This window comes from Neobacillus sp. S1227 (assembly GCF_055385255.1).
The window spans coordinates 1562347-1577355 of sequence record NZ_AP038276.1 but is presented as its reverse complement, the minus strand read 5'-3'; the positions used below and the strand labels follow the sequence as shown (position 1 = coordinate 1577355).

Genomic DNA, 15009 nt, shown 5'->3' with positions numbered 1-15009 from the left:
GCATCTAGACAATAGCATAAAAAGAGGCTGACTTTATTACAGACAGCCTCTTTTCTTATCCACCAACTCTGTTGGTTTTATACCGATATTGTTTGATTAATTTTTCTAGCTCCTCTTCCCTCTTTGCCCTAAAACGAAGATAGACGGAATTTACCTTAAACGTTGAAGTAATGGAAATGATGTTTTCGGAGAGTATTTCACCAGTCCAAGATTCTGAACAATAAATATAAGGAAAGGAATCCGTCACCTTTTTAGCGCCAAGCTCTTCGAAATATATACCAAGATGTTCCTTCTTGATGCCACGAAACTCTAATTCTTTTTCCGCCATGTTATCCACCAGCAACGGGCGGAAATAAGGCGAACTGGTCGCTTTCCACTACTTTTGTCTCCAGGTCATCAAGATGTATGATATTTCTGCCGTTGATGAACACATGGACAAATTGCCGTAATTTTTTTTCCTCTGTAAAGATTTCTTCCCTTAGTGCTGGAAATCTTTCCACCATTTTATCAAGAACATCAATTACCCGATCTCCCTCAGGCACTATATTTACGGATACACCGCCGCAAATCTCTCTTAGGTTAGCAAATACCTTCACAACCACCAGCTTCACTCCTCTCTATTTATTAAAATATTAAAAGAAAAGCACCTAGTTGTCATCCTATTACTAATAATAAAAAAATGAAAACTCGCCGATTGACGAGTCCGATAGGACGGTTCATGAGGCGTAGTTGAATTTCCTATTAACTAAAAAAGCTCTCGGAGATCCGACAGCTTAAAAATTTTATGGGTTTAGAATGGACATTGGCAATTCAACAAAACCCAAATATAAAACAAGAGCCCATGCAATCACAAACTGAATCCAAAATACTGAAGTTTTTCGCTTAGCAGCAGCGCGGCTGAGAATCATTTCAAAAAGGCCGATAATCCAAAGTCCAACAACTGCTTTTAAAATATACAACACGCTGATATTTGACAGCATGAATAGCAGACCAACACCAGTTGCGATGATAACAAGATAAAGCACCCTTAAAATCATTTGTACAATTTTTGCCCCTTTTGCCTTCCCGCTAGAATGCAAGGAAAGGGCTACAAAAAACAATATGAGAGCCAGAGCCCATGCCGTAACGTGACCATGAATCATGTAATTACTGCCTCCTATGTATTATTATCCTGTTTATCATATCACAGACAGAAGGAAAAGACGAAAAAAAAGGATGACTAAAACGGAAACTATTATATAAGATGGCACTAACTTTTTTGGGCTTTTTTATCACATTATAAGAGCCCAATCATAAGATGGTAAAGATAATAAATGCAAAGGGTGTTGTTTATGCCGGCCATTGTTGGAGTTGCTCAAGTCATTACCCTCGGAAACAGCTCGGTTTTCCACATTGGAGACGTGTATAAAATTATGCCGTTTGCCGCTGCGAAAACATTCTCAGGAGCTGGATCCTTTAACACCGGTGAACGATTGGATGTAAATAACAGATTAAGTTCAACAAATACCTACGATCCAGAGCTGATTGACCAAGCAAATGCCTTTAATATGTAATGAATGGGTGGGATATTATGAATTTTTTTATTCAACAGTCCATTCACATCAATATTATCAAAATCGGCGGTATTACCAATTCTTCCATCCTACAAATTGGCAGTGCTGGAATCATAAAATCAGCTGCCTATCTAAGCAATACAGGCGGGTTTACCAAACCAGCGCCGCCTGCCATTAAACCAGGCGAAGCTTTTAGTACTAAGCCTGTTTCAGAATTAATATTTGCCCCTGCTGTACCGCTGCAAGCACCAGTTCAGTAGGAGGGAAAGAAGAGCATTTAAATACCCTGCTCTCAAAAAAAAAGCCAGAATACAATGGCTGATGCATATACTTCAGTAGGAAAGTTGATTTTCTAGTGAGGTGAAGTACATGTATCAGGATAATAACCAATATATTCAATGGCTGATTCGGAGTATTCAAGAGCAGGAATATCGAATCGCTTCATTAGAAAAGGCTATTCAACAACTGATGGAAGAAATCAAGAAATTAAAGGATAAGCCGCCTATCAATGTTGAGAGAATTGAATATAAATTTGACCAATTGAAAGTGGAAACACTCGAGGGTACATTAACCATTGGCTTAAATCCGAATGATCTTTCGGGAATCGAGGATTTTGCCGTACAAAATCAATCTCCAAAGACCCCATTCCCACCTCAAGACCTCATGCAAAAAACAATGAGAATAGAAGAAGCGATTTATCAATATTTAGAATCAGAACTGCCGAAGATTATTGATAATGCCCAAAATCAACTGGCCATCCATCCAAATGAATCCTATTATAGCTTCATTAGGGATGACATTTTGAAACAGCTTCCTAATCGAATTGATTTCCACTTTAAGTCATTAAATCAGGACCGGACAATTGATATCAGTATAATTGAAGAACAAATTATTGAACTGATAAAAAAGGAAATCCAAAGTGGAGTATTTGTTTTTCTGCAAAATTTACCTGATAACATGAAAGGAATGAATATGGAATGATATTTGAAGTCTATAATCGGGACCTTTGCGTCGGCAACATTAAAATCACCGGTGTTGCCAGTTCCTCATTGGTAATGGTCGGTGATACACAAACCATCCAGCTGGCAAGTGCTTTTGATACTCCTGCTGAATCCTTAATTATCGGACCCTTTATACCGCTAGCACCGGATGTGACTCCAGGATATGCTGGGAAGACTGTCTAAAGTTGATTTTTTAGGAGTAAAGGTCGCCTCTTATTCCTCCATTCTTCAATTGGGTGATTCTTGCATATTAGATGGTTTTTCTCGTGCCCTTGCAGTTCAGAGGGAAGCGGAAATCTTTTTTGGTCAGGAAGGAAACACACCTTCATTCACGGTTACAACAAAACCGATTCCATTTCTACCGATAGATGAAGATATCACCATTACGTCGCACCATGCCAATCCGGTTATTAGGGTCAAGAATATGGATATAATCGGTTTTTCTAATGCCTCTGTGCTGCATATTGGCAATACGAGGAATGTTTCAATGGAAGCAAGGGTTAAGCATATTCGGCAGGAACTGCCATATGGGCACGAACAGGACCTGCTGGATTTACCTATGCTGTCACAAAGTCAACTTGCAAAGGAAGTTTCGAATGCCGGCGATAATAGGTCCAGTTCAGATTGTTAATGTAAGCGGCGGAATCGTGCAATTTGGTGATACCGTCTATATTTCGCCAAAATCCACTTCGAAAACAGCCGCGGGTTCTGGAGGGTTTAATACTGGTGGAGTAGTGATAGCTAATAATGGTCTTAGCGGGACTAATGTGGTTGATACAAAGCTGCTTGACCAGCCGATTGTTGGAAACAATTAAAAATGACAGTTCTTCCTTAAACCTTATGATGACTTTAAGTCAATTTAGTCTATTTACAAAGGATGTTTTATGATGCCGGCAATTATAGGACCAGTTCGGATTATAAATATTAGCGACGGACTCGTGCAATTTGGTGATACTGTATTTATTTCTCCAAAAGCTGGCTCGAAAACAGCCGCGGGTTCTGGAGGATTTAATACTGGTGGAGTAGTGATAGCTAATAATGGCCTTAGCGGGACCAATGTGGTTGATACAAAGCTGCTTGACCAGCCGATTGTTGGAAACAATTAAAAATGACATAAACCGAAATTGGGTTTATGTCATTTTTTACTTTTATTCGAGCTTTAAAATATGGGCGCCATCAAAGAAAAATAAATATCTTTCGCTAACATTTCTTTTCCAAATTTGTTCGATTGCTTTTGTATATAAATTAATTTGCACTTTGTATCTTTCTTCAAGAATTGGTTTTGCCTGTTCAAACCCGCCTTTAAACCTGTCGGTAATTCCATCTGATTTATAATCAATTAGGACAAGACCCCGTTCATCCTCGAGAATGCAGTCGATGATACCTTGGACAAATACGGATTCCTCTTCATTCTTCCAATCAGGGTAAACCTCCCTTGCAGGCAAGGCAAGTGTAAAAGGAACTTCTCGATAGGTCGCAGCAGCTTGAAAATATCTTCTTCCCAATTCCGTTTGAAAGAATTGAACAATTAACTCAACTGGAATGACTTCTGCCTGTTCAAGTGTTAATAATTCATTATTAACCATCCAGTATATCTTTTCAGTAACACTTTCTGAATGAACAGGTTTAGTCAAATCAAGATGCTGCATGACCATGTGCATGGCTGTCCCGCGTTCCGCAGGAGTAATCGATTTTTCCTGCATAAACCTCGGCCGCTTCAGAATCGGTTTCTTCATTCTGCGGACAATGTCTGTACCGCTTTGCTCATCCTTTAGCTCCGAGAAGCGTTTAAGCTCCGAAACCGATTGCTTTGAGCGATGAACAGAAGCCTCTGGATACGGATATACCCATGATAGTCTGGCTGTTATCTCATCAGAGAGTGCGGAGGACTGGGGAACCTTTTTCCCTTCCCCTACCAAGTCCAAATAGTGGTTTTCCTCCTCTTCCTGAGCGATTACTTGGTTTTGAATCTCATCTGCATGCAAAATGGCTATTTTCCAGGAGGACGGATGATGGGTGATTTCCTCAGGAACCAGATCATTTAGCGCACCAACAGCCTTTAATACTCCGCTGTCTTGGTGACGGATTATAGCTGGCCCGATCCAGTCTATATAACTTGAGGCAGAAGCCCGTTCAAAGTCCTTCAGCAGCCAATCTAGATGATTAGCGGATTCGTTCCACTGGTCGATTTTCTTTTTGGCATCTTTTAATGTGGCTGTCAAATACAGCTTTTCCTTTGCCCTTGTCATGGCCACATATAATACACGCATTTCTTCAGCCAGCATTTCCATTTTCTTTTTACGCTTAAAGGCAATTTGCGGTAGAGACGGATAGGAGATTCGCTTTTCCGGATTAACATATTTAGATGCAAACCCATATTCTTTATCAAGTAAATAGGGATTGCGTATATCCGCCATATTAAAGCTTCGACCCATTCCTGCCATGAAAACTACTGGAAATTCCAGCCCCTTACTGCTGTGGATGGTCATGACCCTTACAACATCCTCCTGCTCCCCAAGTGCCCTTGCAGCCCCAAGATCCTCGCCTCTCTCCATCATCCGCTCAATAAAGCGCAAAAAGCGGAATAGACCGCGAAAGGAGGTTTTCTCATAGGCCCGTGCCCTGTCATATAATGCTCTGAGGTTAGCCTGACGCTGTTTTCCTCCCGGCAGGCCGCCGACAAAATCATAAAAATGTGTATCTCGGTATAGCTGCCAAATAAGCTCTGAAAGCGAGGCCTGCCGAGCCGCTGGGCGCCATTCCTTCAATAAATCATAGAAGTGCCGAACTTTTTCATAAAAAATTTCAGAGTGTTCAGCTGGTTTACTCATACAAAAAGAATGAACAGCTTCCCAAAATGAGCCGTTTTTCTTACATAATCGGATTTGCGCCAGCTCTTCCTCGTTCAAGCCGACAACGGGTGAACGCAACACTGACGCTAATGGAATATCTTGAAACGGATTATCAATGATTCGCAGCAGCGACAACATAATGGCCACTTCTGATGCCTCGAAATAACCAGATGACAGATTGGCATAAATTGGTATCCCTTGTTGTTTGAATTCCTCCATTATCTGCGGAGCCCATGTCATGGACCGGAGAAGAATGACGATGTCCCGATACATAATAGGCCGGTGCGATTTCGTCTTGGGATTATAAACATGAGCTCTATTTTCCATTAAGTCCTTTATTTTGGCCGCGATCGTCCGTGCTTCCAGCTGTGATTGTTCAAGATCGATCTGATCGAATTCAGCAGGATGGGCATCATCATCGATCCCCCCTGCCGATTCTGATCCATCAGTATCGCGATTTTGGTCAATCAGAATCAGCTCAGCTGGAAATGATTCATCCTCAGGATAGGGAGCCCCTTTTTTCAATTCAGCGGCTTCATCGTACTCAATTTCCCCAACCTTTACACCCATAATTTGTTTGAATAAATAGTTGGTCGCGTCAAGGACTTCCTTACGGCTGCGGAAATTGCGGGCTAAATCAATTCTTAATCCCGATGCTTCACCATCCAACCGAAATCGATTATATTTTGAAAGAAACAGGTTAGGTTCCGCTAAGCGAAAGCGATAGATGGATTGCTTTACATCCCCGACCATAAATAAATTTCCTTCAGCCTCATCCTCTTTAGCGATCAGTTTTAAAATCGTTTCTTGAACCATGTTGGTGTCTTGATACTCATCCACATATACCTCTTTAAAATGACGCCGGTAGGCAAGTCCTGCCTCTGAAGGATGAAAAGTCCCGTCTCCCGTAATTTCACCTGTCAATATATCAAGGCAATAGTGCTCCAAATCCGCATAATCGACAAGCCCTTTATCCTTTTTTACACTCTCAAAACGAATGGAAAATTCTTTTACAAGATTGACGATCGTTTGAATGAGCGGCTTCATTTCATCCATGTCACGTAAAAAGCTGTCCGGCTTTCGTGAAAAAAGCTCATCCTTCAAATCTTGAAGCTTTTTCTTTGCCTTATCCCGAAGCTTTTGAGCCTTTTCCGTCAATTCTTTATCAAAAGAGTCCCCCTTGACCTGTTTCGCTCTTGAAAATGACCATGCCTGCATAGCATCATAGAGAATAGTCCAGGATTCCTGTCTTGCCAGCATCAAAGTGTCAATTAGCTGCAAGTCCTCGAGAAAATTTTCCGCTCTCGGAGCAGGTCCGCCCGGAAGCTTGGCAATCTCTAAAGCTTTTAAAATCATATCTCTTGCAGCCTCTAATTGAAGCCCAATATCAAAGAAAAGCAATTCCGCGAAGGGCAGCTCCTCGATATTTTTTACAGCAGAAACGTCATACATATCCACAAGTGACTGCAAATAACCTTGAGGTGAAGGATTTGCCCGGGCAAAGTCGTAAATTGACAGGACAATTTCCATTAAGGCGGCATCGCTTCTGTCGCTTGTAAAGGAGTCTACTAATCTAAAAAATGCCTCATTGTTCTCTTTCCCATATTCCTCTTCAAGCAGCTCATCCATTACTTCATCCCGGAGTAGCTGTGCTTCTGTGTCGTCCGCAATTCGGAAACCAGGGTCGACATCGATCAGATAATAATATTTTCGGATGACTTCCATACAAAAGGAATGCAGCGTTGAAATGGATGCTTTATTTAACAAGCTGAGCTGCTTTCTTAAATGCCTTGAAGCAGGATCATTGTCAATTGCTTTTTCCAATGCCTCTCCGATTCGATGACGCATTTCAGCCGCGGAGGCATTCGTAAATGTAACCACGAGCAATTCATCGACATTGATGGGGTCTTCTTCAGCTAGGATTTTTTGGATCATTCTTTCAACCAGCACCGCTGTTTTACCCGAACCTGCCGCAGCTGCTACAAGAATGTCCTTATCTCGCGCCTGAATGGCTTTCCATTGGTCATCCGTCCATGTTACGCCTTCAGGCTTTTTGGGAATAACGATTTTACTCATTCTCATGCAGCTCCTTCCTGATTAACTCGAGTACCTCATCCTTGGCACGCGGCAAAAGAAAACGATAATGATTATTTTCAATCGATTCATCAAAATGACAGACAGATTTAAAGGCGCAGAAAGCACATGGTGTTTTGTCCTTTAACTTATATGGAGAAATATCCGTACGTCCTTCCATAATGTCATTTCCTGTTTTCTGATATAAATTGCGAACATATACTTTTAGATCCTCAAAATCTTGTAAACTCGCAACCTTTGATTTTTTTGATAATTGTCCATCCTTCTTGATTCCAGCGGCGATAATTTGGGAATCACCTGATTCGAGCGATTGATCCATAAGCTGAATAACCTGCTGATCGCCAAGCATTAATCCATTCATTTTAAACTTTTTCATGATTTCCCTTTCAATCTCGTCGATGCCAAGCATTTTCGTCGACTGGACAAACGGGTTATGCACGTGAAAATAGAGCACACCGGCCGGGCTTGCCTTCATTTCGACTAATTCATTTGAATGAGTCATAACAATATCAAGATAGGTCAGCATCTGAAGGGCAAGTCCATAATAGACTTCCGTTAAATTGACATCTTTTTCGCTTGATTTATAATCAATTACCCTTAAAAAGATGCTGTTATCCTCGGATTTTGCCTGATCAACCCGATCGATTCTTCCTGCCAGCTCCATCCGTTTGCCATTTTTTAATGTAAAGGATAAAGGTGGAAGTTTCTCATTCCGGCCAAAGCCTAATTCTAGGCCAATTGGCGAAAAGCCGCTTACCTTTGCATGCTCGCTCAAAACTACGGAAGCCCTGGTAATGATCTGTTCCAGCTTACGTTTAATATAATGATGGCGCTCCGAGCTTAACAGGATTTGATTTTGCAATTTAGGTGCCAGGCTTTTAACCGCATCTTTGGAAAGCTCCTCACATTGTTTTCTCGTCAAGCTGGCCCATGATAAATTTTGTTCCGTAACTGTGTCAGCAATCTGCTTTAAAGCCGCATGAAACAACTCCCCGATATCAGGGGCCTCAAGGCGGAAAATTTGCCGTTCCCTTAGCTTAAGCCCATGCTGAGCAAAATGAGAAAAGGCGCACGAGTTGTAAAGCTCCATTCTTGAAACGCTGGCCTGAATCGTTTCCCCATAAAGATTGTCAGCTGTCTCCGTTGACAATTTTACAGTTTGATTAGCATAAAAAAGACTAGAAAATACTTTTTGTGCCCTGTCTTTCCACTGTCCATCCATATAAAAGTTATAGACATCCCACCAAAGGTCAGGAATCCCATAATGCCGCTTTTTCAATTGAAGCTGGGCATTAAGGTATGAAAGGGTAGCTCCCGTATTGGAAACAAAGGTCAGCTGCTCTTCTTCTGAAACCTGTGAAGGGTCGATACTCAGAAGCCGTTCAGTAACCTCCGGAAACATATCTTTTATTCTCTTAATAAACGAAGATGGAATTAGCGCTTTTCCTTCATCATTTGCAAGTGGATAACTGATATAAAGCATATCTGTTGGGGCGGTAAATGCTTTATAGGCAATAAAGTTTTCATCCAGCAAGCGTATTCTGCTGCTTGGCGCAACTGCAATGCCGCCCGCTGCAAGCTGTTCCCGATCATCGTCTGAAAGAATCCCTTCGTCAGCAATTTTCGCCGGCAGCACACCTTCATTCACGCCAACAACGAATACAATTTTGACATCATTCAGCCGTGATTTCTCCAAATCACCAACTAAAACCTGGTCAAGGGCCGGCGGAATCAGGGAGAAATGCATGGATTCAAAACCTGCCTCCAAAATAGCTGCAAAGGATTTTAAGGAAACAGGCTCCCCACCCAATATTTCCACATACTGGTCAAGGAGATCAATTACAGCATTCCAAACCTGCTCATGCTCCCGTGCCCTTACCAGATTCCCCTTTTCTTCCGCGTCTATCTTCCATTTCTCAAGCTTAGCCGGAACATCTAATTCTTCTAAAAATAAATAAATGGCCTCACATAACTTTTTCCCTGAATCTGACTTTTTCAATCTTCTCGATAGCCGAAGAATAGGAGCTGTTATCATAAGCTTCAGCTCATTCAGTTCTTGTTCCGTCTTTCTATCGGCGTCTGTCTGAACATTTCGCTCTACATCCAGCCCGTGGTAACGTCGATAAGTCCAGCGATCCTTTTTCGTCCAGCTGCTTCCATTTATTCCGTAAGCTAAACAATAGTTTTCCAGCCTATCCATTCGTTCACGCATTTTCACGGGGTTTTCCTGAAGCGGATAGATTAACTCTGTTTTTATTACCCTAAAGACCGGGTCATAACGCCAATAGGAATTGATGACTTCGAGCGTAGACCGAATCAATTCAACAAGCGGATGGCTTTGCATCGTCCGTTTTTGATCAATAAAAAAGGGAATTTGATGGTCGGTAAACACGGGTTCCACTAGTTCATGATATTCCCCGCCATTTCGAACCAATAAAGCAATATCGCGCCAGCGGTATCCTCTTAACCGAACTAAATCACGAATCTCACGGGCAATTCCTTCAACTTCAGCCCTTCTGTTTGCCGCTTGGAATAGGTTTAAATTTTCTTTTTCGTGATATGGCGCAGCTGGCCTTGCATCGAAATGTTCCTCTAGGTAACTTAAAACGCTCCCAGACCATTTTTTTGATCCTTTAAGAATAACAGGCTTCTCAACCGCTATCCCTTCGATCTTTGCTATCTCATTGATTGTAAAACAAGCCTCACTCGAAGCCCGAAACAGATCTAGTTCATCCGGTCCGGAATCAACCTTAATGGAATCGGTTGTCAGCGCAACCGAAACTCTCCGGCAGCGTTTCATTAACTCAGCGATCACTTGATATTCCTGGGGAGAAAAGCTATAAAAACCATCTATATAAATTTCCGCATCTCTTAAATAGTGGGAGGAGGAAATTTTCTCAGAAAGCAGCCGAAAGTAATCCTCGGAATCTAAATATTTACCGAAGATTTCATCCTCAACTCTTTGATATATCAATTCCACATCATTCAATTTATCCTGCAGGGATTTTGAAGCGGAAGAACCTTCCGCCTCCATCCGGAATGAACCTAGGGCAAGATCCTGAGGGGTAATACAATACCGCCTAAGCTCCGTAATCATTTGCTCTACCTGCTGAATAAAACCATTTTTATCTGCCGCCCGATTGAATAGTTTTAGCTGTTCCTTCTTTTCGTCGATGATTTTACGGATTAGCATACTCATGCCGACAGTGCTTAAATGCATCCGGCTGATCCCGCCTGTTTCCTGTAGGATTCTCCATGCCAAGCGAGGAAAACTATACACCTGGGCGCGAATCATCCCGCCAATATTGGGGTCTGTTGCTAAACGATATTCAGACATGAAGGTCATTTGCTCAGGAACAATATATATAATCGGCGTTCCTTCCGGGTTCTCCGAAAGGCTGCTGGTAATTTCATTAAAAAACATGGACGTTTTGCCGGTCCCTGACCGTCCGATTACCATTCTTAATGACATGAATTCCCCTCCATCCTATCCAAACTACGTATCCTTCATTTTATCATAAAAGAGGTACAAACGTTTGCAATAGCCAGTAATAGATTAAAGCCAAAAATGGTAAAACTAAGCTTTAGTAGGCAAAATACACTTATAATTCACCATTATCAGATTGTCGGGGACATTTAATATGTTTCAACAAGTCCGTTGATTGGCGCCAAGGGAAATGTCCTTCATAAAGCCAATGAAGGACAAAATCGATGACATCCACAAGGGAAATGTCCTTCATAAAGCCGATGATGGACAATATCGATGACATCCACAAGGGAAATTCCCCCTCATAAAGAAGACCACTTTGCAAGTTTCGAAAAATGTGTGCGGAAATTCTTTAGTTATATTTGCCTCCCTGTTGATTAGAGCGGAGAGCACCGACTCCTGCGCAGGATATAGAGGTCACTGGAGACCCTGCAGGTAAAAAAGCGCCGAGGAGGCTCCAGGGCCTCTCCGCGGAAAATGAGTACGCGGAGAGGAAATCAACAGGCCCATTAGCAGGGACAATCAATAATAATTCGGTAAATAGGTTTAAACAAAAAAATTGCCGAGAAAATACCTTTTCTTCGACAATCGACCGATGTTTACCATTGTGCTTTCCAACTAACTATTTAAAAATGCACGCCCATTTCATCCAACGGCCAATAACGTAAGTCCACCTTACCGACCACTTGACTTTCTGAAATGAATCCAAAGTGTCTGCTATCCCAGCTTCCTAACCGATTATCGCCAAGAACAAATAATTTTCCCTCGGGGACCTTATCTTCACCGGTAATCTCTTTTAAACTGAAATCACCAGTCAATTTCATACCAATCGACGCTTGTTTATATTTCTTTAAAAAGGGTTCTTGATATTTATGGCCATTAATAAATAATTGGTCATCCCGATATTCAATTTTGTCGCCGGGAAGGCCGATAATCCGTTTGACAAAATCCTCTTTTTCATTAGCATGAAAAACAATAACATCGAATCTTTCCAGTTCGCCAGTTTGAAAGCCCAGCTTGTTGACAACAAGTTTATTCCCATCCTGGAGCGTTGGCATCATCGATTCACCTTCAACTACATAATTCGAGAAAAAAAACGTTCGAATAAAAACGAAAATAATAATACCGATTGCAAAAGCCTTAACCCATTCAATTCCTTCCTGTCTCCATTCACTCCTCACTCTATCCCCTCCGTTTTTTTAATTCTTTCTCCTGGTGCTTCTCCTCAACATCATCATTTTTTATATTTTTGTTAAGTCTTGCTTCAATTCTTTTTCCTGCGACCCAAAGAATAAAAATGATAATAAAAACAATAATCGTCCGAAACGGCTGAGTAACCAAGGAGCGAAGATCATAACCGATGAAACTAATGGTAAAAATCATCACCATTTTTCCAATGCATACTGCAAGTATATACTGGGCAAAGCTTAGCTTCGAAAGCCCAGCCACAATATTAACCACTGCAGAAGGTGTAAAGGGAAAACAAAGCAGCAAAAACAACGGGCCAAATCCATGCCGTTCCACCCAGTCCATCAGCCTTCGGACTTTCTGGTGCCTCGGCAAAAAGGCAAGCAATCGTTTTTGCCCATATCTTCTGATGAACAAAAAGACTAGCAGCGCGCCAATGCAGGCGCCCAGCCAAGAATACAGAAATCCCAGCCAGAGCCCAAAAGCACTGGCATTGGCCATCACAAATAAAAATAATGGGAGAAACGGCAGGAAGGCTTCAAGTATCGTCAACAGAATTCCAGGCAGTGGCCCAAGGGCTTTATAGTCCTGAATAAGGTTCATGATATTTTCGAGTGTAAACCAAGCTCTAAATGTTTCAAAATCCATCCGTGTTCTCCTGCCACTTCTAATTCTATTTTATATCCTAGACAAGTATTATTTTGTAATAAATTGGTGAAGCGCTTCTTTATTTTTTGCAAGATTTATATCTAAAATAGCGCCCTCCCCTTTAACCCGCGTCTCGTCAAAACTGTTATCGATAGGAATCCGTAATGTTTCGACACTTCCTCTTTTATCAGCGAAGTAGTCTTTCCCCATAAAGAGGATATCCGATGTTTTCATATTTGTATTTACGTACGGAGTTACCACACCTATTAGCTTTGGCAGCTTTGGAAGGGTTTGAATAGCACTTAATTGGTCACCAATGGCCTTGACTGCCTTCTGCTGCCGCTCGACCCGCCCAAAATCACCAATGGCATCATGACGGAAACGGACATAACTTAGCATTTGCTGACCATTCAACTTTTGCAGCCCAGGCTGCAGCGGCGGATCAACATATGCGGACATTTTCTTCTCCACGTCGATTTCTACCCCATGTGGGAACGCTTCGTCAATCAGCTGGACAAACCCTTGGAAATCGACAATGGCATAATATTGCAAATCAATATCAAAATTTTGCTTAATTGTTTGTCTCATTAACTCCGGACCACCTATTGCAAAAGCGGAATTTATTTTATGCTTGCCATGCCCAGGGATGGCCACATAGCTGTCACGCATAATGGAGGTCAGTTTAAAAGTCCCTTTGTCCTCGTTGTAATGGGCTATCATAATGGTATCGGAGCGAGCTTTTTCTTCCCCCCTCGTATCGCTTCCGAGCAGCAGAACATTTGTGTCGCCATACTGGTCCTTCTTTCCATTAAATTTATACACTACCTTTTGCTCTTTCGTTTCATTATCAATTTTTTTTAATGATTGATTGACACCCTGTTTATATTGAAAATAGGAGTAAGCCGCACCGGCCCCAATTAAAAGTAATAACACTAATAATATGGATTTCCATCTTCTCCTTTTCTTATTTCGATGTTTATCAGCCCGCATGTTTATCACCTTAATCTATGTAGTTTTGGTTTCACCACTATATATGACTGTTTTTTTCTATCCTTCGTTTCTTCTTTAATTCATTTTCCCCTATCAGATATCCTTCTATTAATAAAAACTTTCTCATGAATTTGTCGAATATTTCAATGAAAAAGCTCACCTAAAGCAAAGCTTGAAGCGTCGCAGCAGTATTGCATTTCTGTTTGCTTTTTTGTAAAATAAAAACAGGAACATAGGTTCGTATTGAATGAAGGGTGAGATCTTATTATGACGCGAATTCCGGAGAATGACCGTGATATTATGGAAAAAGCCATTTATTTACCAATGGTTTTAACGATCTTAAATAGGGATTTGAATGTGGTGGAGAAGAGCCCATTTAAATTAAAAAAGCCATATTTGGAGTTAATCGAAGAAACGATGAAGGCTATTCAGGGGGAATTAGCCGAGGTTAAGCAATATATGAAAAAGAATAAGCTTCAGGTTAGTGAAACCAAACGGGACGATGCCTTTACCATGTACATGTTTATCTATAAAGGTTATGAAGAGCATCATAATTATTTTAATCCGCGTATCCGCAATAAGGTCCAAGAATTAATGGAAACTTACTTATTAAAAAAACACCTGTCCCGTTAACCCGTCACAAAGTTATTTTTATTTATAATCATGTGAATGTTCAGAGGCTTTAATAGGCTTTGGACCATTAAATATGTAAGTCATTTTTTTATTACCTTCGATTCTTTGGAGGAGCTTTGTTTTTAAAAACGCTGTTCTTAACATTTGGCCTTCAATAGTCCCAAACGACACTGAAAAAAGGTGCGTTTGTTTGTTTTGGAAAGTAACTTGAGTTTGATGAGGACCTACACGACGGTAATTCTCAACGTGCTCATGTGAAATCCAAATACATTCGGGGCGGCTCGGTGATGTGGTTGGAAAAAAGAATATATGGTTTGCAGGCTCAATAGCAATAGGAATCTTACGGGAATATCCAATTAGTTGTCTAGTCCCCTTCTTTCTGCTTTCATAATCGACCCCAAAATAGTCGCAGCTTTTTTTGATGATGTCTAATGGTTTAAATGGTGAAATAAATTCATCATCCACCTCAATAATCTTTGTGTAAACTTTACTTCCGTACTCCATTGGCTCCAAAAACATGGTACATGAATTAATCTCATACTCTTCTATTTGTTTTTTCAAAC

18 protein-coding genes are annotated in these 15009 nt (G+C 41.1%); 8 read left to right on the top strand and 10 right to left on the bottom strand.

The features are described 5' to 3' along the window. Window positions 1–55: 55 nt before the first annotated feature. The 3 genes from ACZ5AE_RS08110 to ACZ5AE_RS08100 all read right to left on the bottom strand — a co-directional run bounded on the left by ACZ5AE_RS08110 (window position 56) and on the right by ACZ5AE_RS08100 (window position 1142). On the bottom strand, window positions 56–328 hold the full coding sequence (locus ACZ5AE_RS08110) for a MoaD-like domain-containing protein (protein ID WP_464571158.1): 273 nt from the start codon (window positions 326–328) through the stop codon (window positions 56–58). Between the two features lies 1 nt (window position 329). After that, window positions 330–602, bottom strand: a complete 273-nt coding sequence (locus tag ACZ5AE_RS08105; protein ID WP_464571156.1) for a ubiquitin-like small modifier protein 1 — start codon at window positions 600–602, stop codon at window positions 330–332. Window positions 603–782: 180 nt separating this feature from the next. Next, window positions 783–1142: a YisL family protein gene (locus tag ACZ5AE_RS08100; RefSeq protein WP_213141041.1), complete on the bottom strand. Its 360-nt coding sequence runs from the start codon at window positions 1140–1142 to the stop codon at window positions 783–785. Between the two features lie 189 nt (window positions 1143–1331). On the opposite strand from ACZ5AE_RS08100, the gene ACZ5AE_RS08095 reads away from it, so the two are divergent. The 7 genes from ACZ5AE_RS08095 (at window position 1332) to ACZ5AE_RS08065 (ending at window position 3660) form a co-directional block, all read left to right on the top strand. Further along, window positions 1332–1553, top strand: a complete 222-nt coding sequence (locus ACZ5AE_RS08095) for a spore germination protein (RefSeq protein WP_464571154.1) — start codon at window positions 1332–1334, stop codon at window positions 1551–1553. A gap of 17 nt (window positions 1554–1570) precedes the next feature. After that, on the top strand, window positions 1571–1813 hold the full coding sequence (locus ACZ5AE_RS08090) for a spore germination protein GerPB (protein ID WP_464571152.1): 243 nt from the start codon (window positions 1571–1573) through the stop codon (window positions 1811–1813). A gap of 109 nt (window positions 1814–1922) precedes the next feature. Next, window positions 1923–2534: a spore germination protein GerPC gene (gene gerPC, locus ACZ5AE_RS08085; protein ID WP_464573572.1), complete on the top strand. Its 612-nt coding sequence runs from the start codon at window positions 1923–1925 to the stop codon at window positions 2532–2534. Then, window positions 2531–2737 (top strand): spore gernimation protein GerPD, encoded by a 207-nt coding sequence (locus ACZ5AE_RS08080; protein WP_464571150.1) that lies wholly within the window; start codon window positions 2531–2533, stop codon window positions 2735–2737. Before gerPC ends, ACZ5AE_RS08080 begins: the two co-directional genes overlap by 4 nt. Beyond that, entirely contained in the window at window positions 2718–3185 is a 468-nt protein-coding gene (locus ACZ5AE_RS08075; protein ID WP_464571148.1) for a spore germination protein GerPE, read from the top strand. Before ACZ5AE_RS08080 ends, ACZ5AE_RS08075 begins: the two co-directional genes overlap by 20 nt. Then, window positions 3151–3369 (top strand): spore germination protein, encoded by a 219-nt coding sequence (locus ACZ5AE_RS08070; RefSeq protein WP_464571146.1) that lies wholly within the window; start codon window positions 3151–3153, stop codon window positions 3367–3369. Before ACZ5AE_RS08075 ends, ACZ5AE_RS08070 begins: the two co-directional genes overlap by 35 nt. Window positions 3370–3441: 72 nt before the next feature. Continuing rightward, window positions 3442–3660: a spore germination protein gene (locus ACZ5AE_RS08065; RefSeq protein WP_464573571.1), complete on the top strand. Its 219-nt coding sequence runs from the start codon at window positions 3442–3444 to the stop codon at window positions 3658–3660. A 42-nt stretch (window positions 3661–3702) separates the two neighbouring features. Here the strand turns inward: ACZ5AE_RS08065 and addA are convergent, their stop codons facing one another. The 6 genes from addA to ACZ5AE_RS08035 form a co-directional block, all read right to left on the bottom strand. Beyond that, a complete protein-coding gene (addA, locus tag ACZ5AE_RS08060) occupies window positions 3703–7482 on the bottom strand; it encodes a helicase-exonuclease AddAB subunit AddA (RefSeq protein WP_464571144.1) in 3780 nt (1259 codons plus the stop codon). Beyond that, window positions 7475–10972: a helicase-exonuclease AddAB subunit AddB gene (gene addB, locus ACZ5AE_RS08055; protein WP_464571142.1), complete on the bottom strand. Its 3498-nt coding sequence runs from the start codon at window positions 10970–10972 to the stop codon at window positions 7475–7477. Before addB ends, addA begins: the two co-directional genes overlap by 8 nt. A gap of 130 nt (window positions 10973–11102) precedes the next feature. Further along, entirely contained in the window at window positions 11103–11270 is a 168-nt protein-coding gene (locus tag ACZ5AE_RS08050; RefSeq protein WP_464571140.1) for a hypothetical protein, read from the bottom strand. A 343-nt stretch (window positions 11271–11613) separates the two neighbouring features. Next, window positions 11614–12168, bottom strand: a complete 555-nt coding sequence (gene lepB / locus ACZ5AE_RS08045) for a signal peptidase I (protein WP_464571138.1) — start codon at window positions 12166–12168, stop codon at window positions 11614–11616. Between the two features lies 1 nt (window position 12169). Beyond that, the gene (locus ACZ5AE_RS08040) at window positions 12170–12823 is read right to left on the bottom strand and encodes a TVP38/TMEM64 family protein (protein ID WP_464571136.1); all 654 of its coding nucleotides are present in this window, start codon (window positions 12821–12823) and stop codon (window positions 12170–12172) included. A 48-nt stretch (window positions 12824–12871) separates the two neighbouring features. Then, complete coding sequence (locus ACZ5AE_RS08035; RefSeq protein WP_464571134.1) at window positions 12872–13756, bottom strand: LCP family protein; 885 nt, start codon at window positions 13754–13756, stop codon at window positions 12872–12874. Between the two features lie 324 nt (window positions 13757–14080). Between ACZ5AE_RS08035 and ACZ5AE_RS08030 the strand changes: the two genes are divergently transcribed. Continuing rightward, a complete protein-coding gene (locus tag ACZ5AE_RS08030) occupies window positions 14081–14446 on the top strand; it encodes a hypothetical protein (protein ID WP_464571132.1) in 366 nt (121 codons plus the stop codon). Window positions 14447–14464: 18 nt separating this feature from the next. Here the strand turns inward: ACZ5AE_RS08030 and ACZ5AE_RS08025 are convergent, their stop codons facing one another. Then, window positions 14465–15007, bottom strand: a complete 543-nt coding sequence (locus ACZ5AE_RS08025) for a competence protein ComK (protein WP_464571130.1) — start codon at window positions 15005–15007, stop codon at window positions 14465–14467. Window positions 15008–15009 lie beyond the last annotated feature (2 nt).

Bases quoted from the DNA above. Each gene is read 5' to 3' on its own strand.
- ACZ5AE_RS08090 (WP_464571152.1), top strand. From the start codon at position 1,571: ATGAATTTTTTTATTCAACAGTCCATTCACATCAATATTATCAAAATC.
- ACZ5AE_RS08100 (WP_213141041.1), bottom strand. From the start codon at position 1,142: ATGATTCATGGTCACGTTACGGCATGGGCTCTGGCTCTCATATTGTTT.
- ACZ5AE_RS08040 (WP_464571136.1), bottom strand. From the start codon at position 12,823: ATGGATTTTGAAACATTTAGAGCTTGGTTTACACTCGAAAATATCATG.
- ACZ5AE_RS08070 (WP_464571146.1), top strand. From the start codon at position 3,151: ATGCCGGCGATAATAGGTCCAGTTCAGATTGTTAATGTAAGCGGCGGA.
- addA (WP_464571144.1), bottom strand. From the start codon at position 7,482: ATGAGTAAAATCGTTATTCCCAAAAAGCCTGAAGGCGTAACATGGACG.
- ACZ5AE_RS08065 (WP_464573571.1), top strand. From the start codon at position 3,442: ATGCCGGCAATTATAGGACCAGTTCGGATTATAAATATTAGCGACGGA.
- ACZ5AE_RS08080 (WP_464571150.1), top strand. From the start codon at position 2,531: ATGATATTTGAAGTCTATAATCGGGACCTTTGCGTCGGCAACATTAAA.
- ACZ5AE_RS08110 (WP_464571158.1), bottom strand. From the start codon at position 328: ATGGCGGAAAAAGAATTAGAGTTTCGTGGCATCAAGAAGGAACATCTT.
- ACZ5AE_RS08050 (WP_464571140.1), bottom strand. From the start codon at position 11,270: ATGTCATCGATATTGTCCATCATCGGCTTTATGAAGGACATTTCCCTT.
- gerPC (WP_464573572.1), top strand. From the start codon at position 1,923: ATGTATCAGGATAATAACCAATATATTCAATGGCTGATTCGGAGTATT.
- ACZ5AE_RS08030 (WP_464571132.1), top strand. From the start codon at position 14,081: ATGACGCGAATTCCGGAGAATGACCGTGATATTATGGAAAAAGCCATT.
- ACZ5AE_RS08095 (WP_464571154.1), top strand. From the start codon at position 1,332: ATGCCGGCCATTGTTGGAGTTGCTCAAGTCATTACCCTCGGAAACAGC.
- ACZ5AE_RS08075 (WP_464571148.1), top strand. From the start codon at position 2,718: ATGCTGGGAAGACTGTCTAAAGTTGATTTTTTAGGAGTAAAGGTCGCC.
- addB (WP_464571142.1), bottom strand. From the start codon at position 10,972: ATGTCATTAAGAATGGTAATCGGACGGTCAGGGACCGGCAAAACGTCC.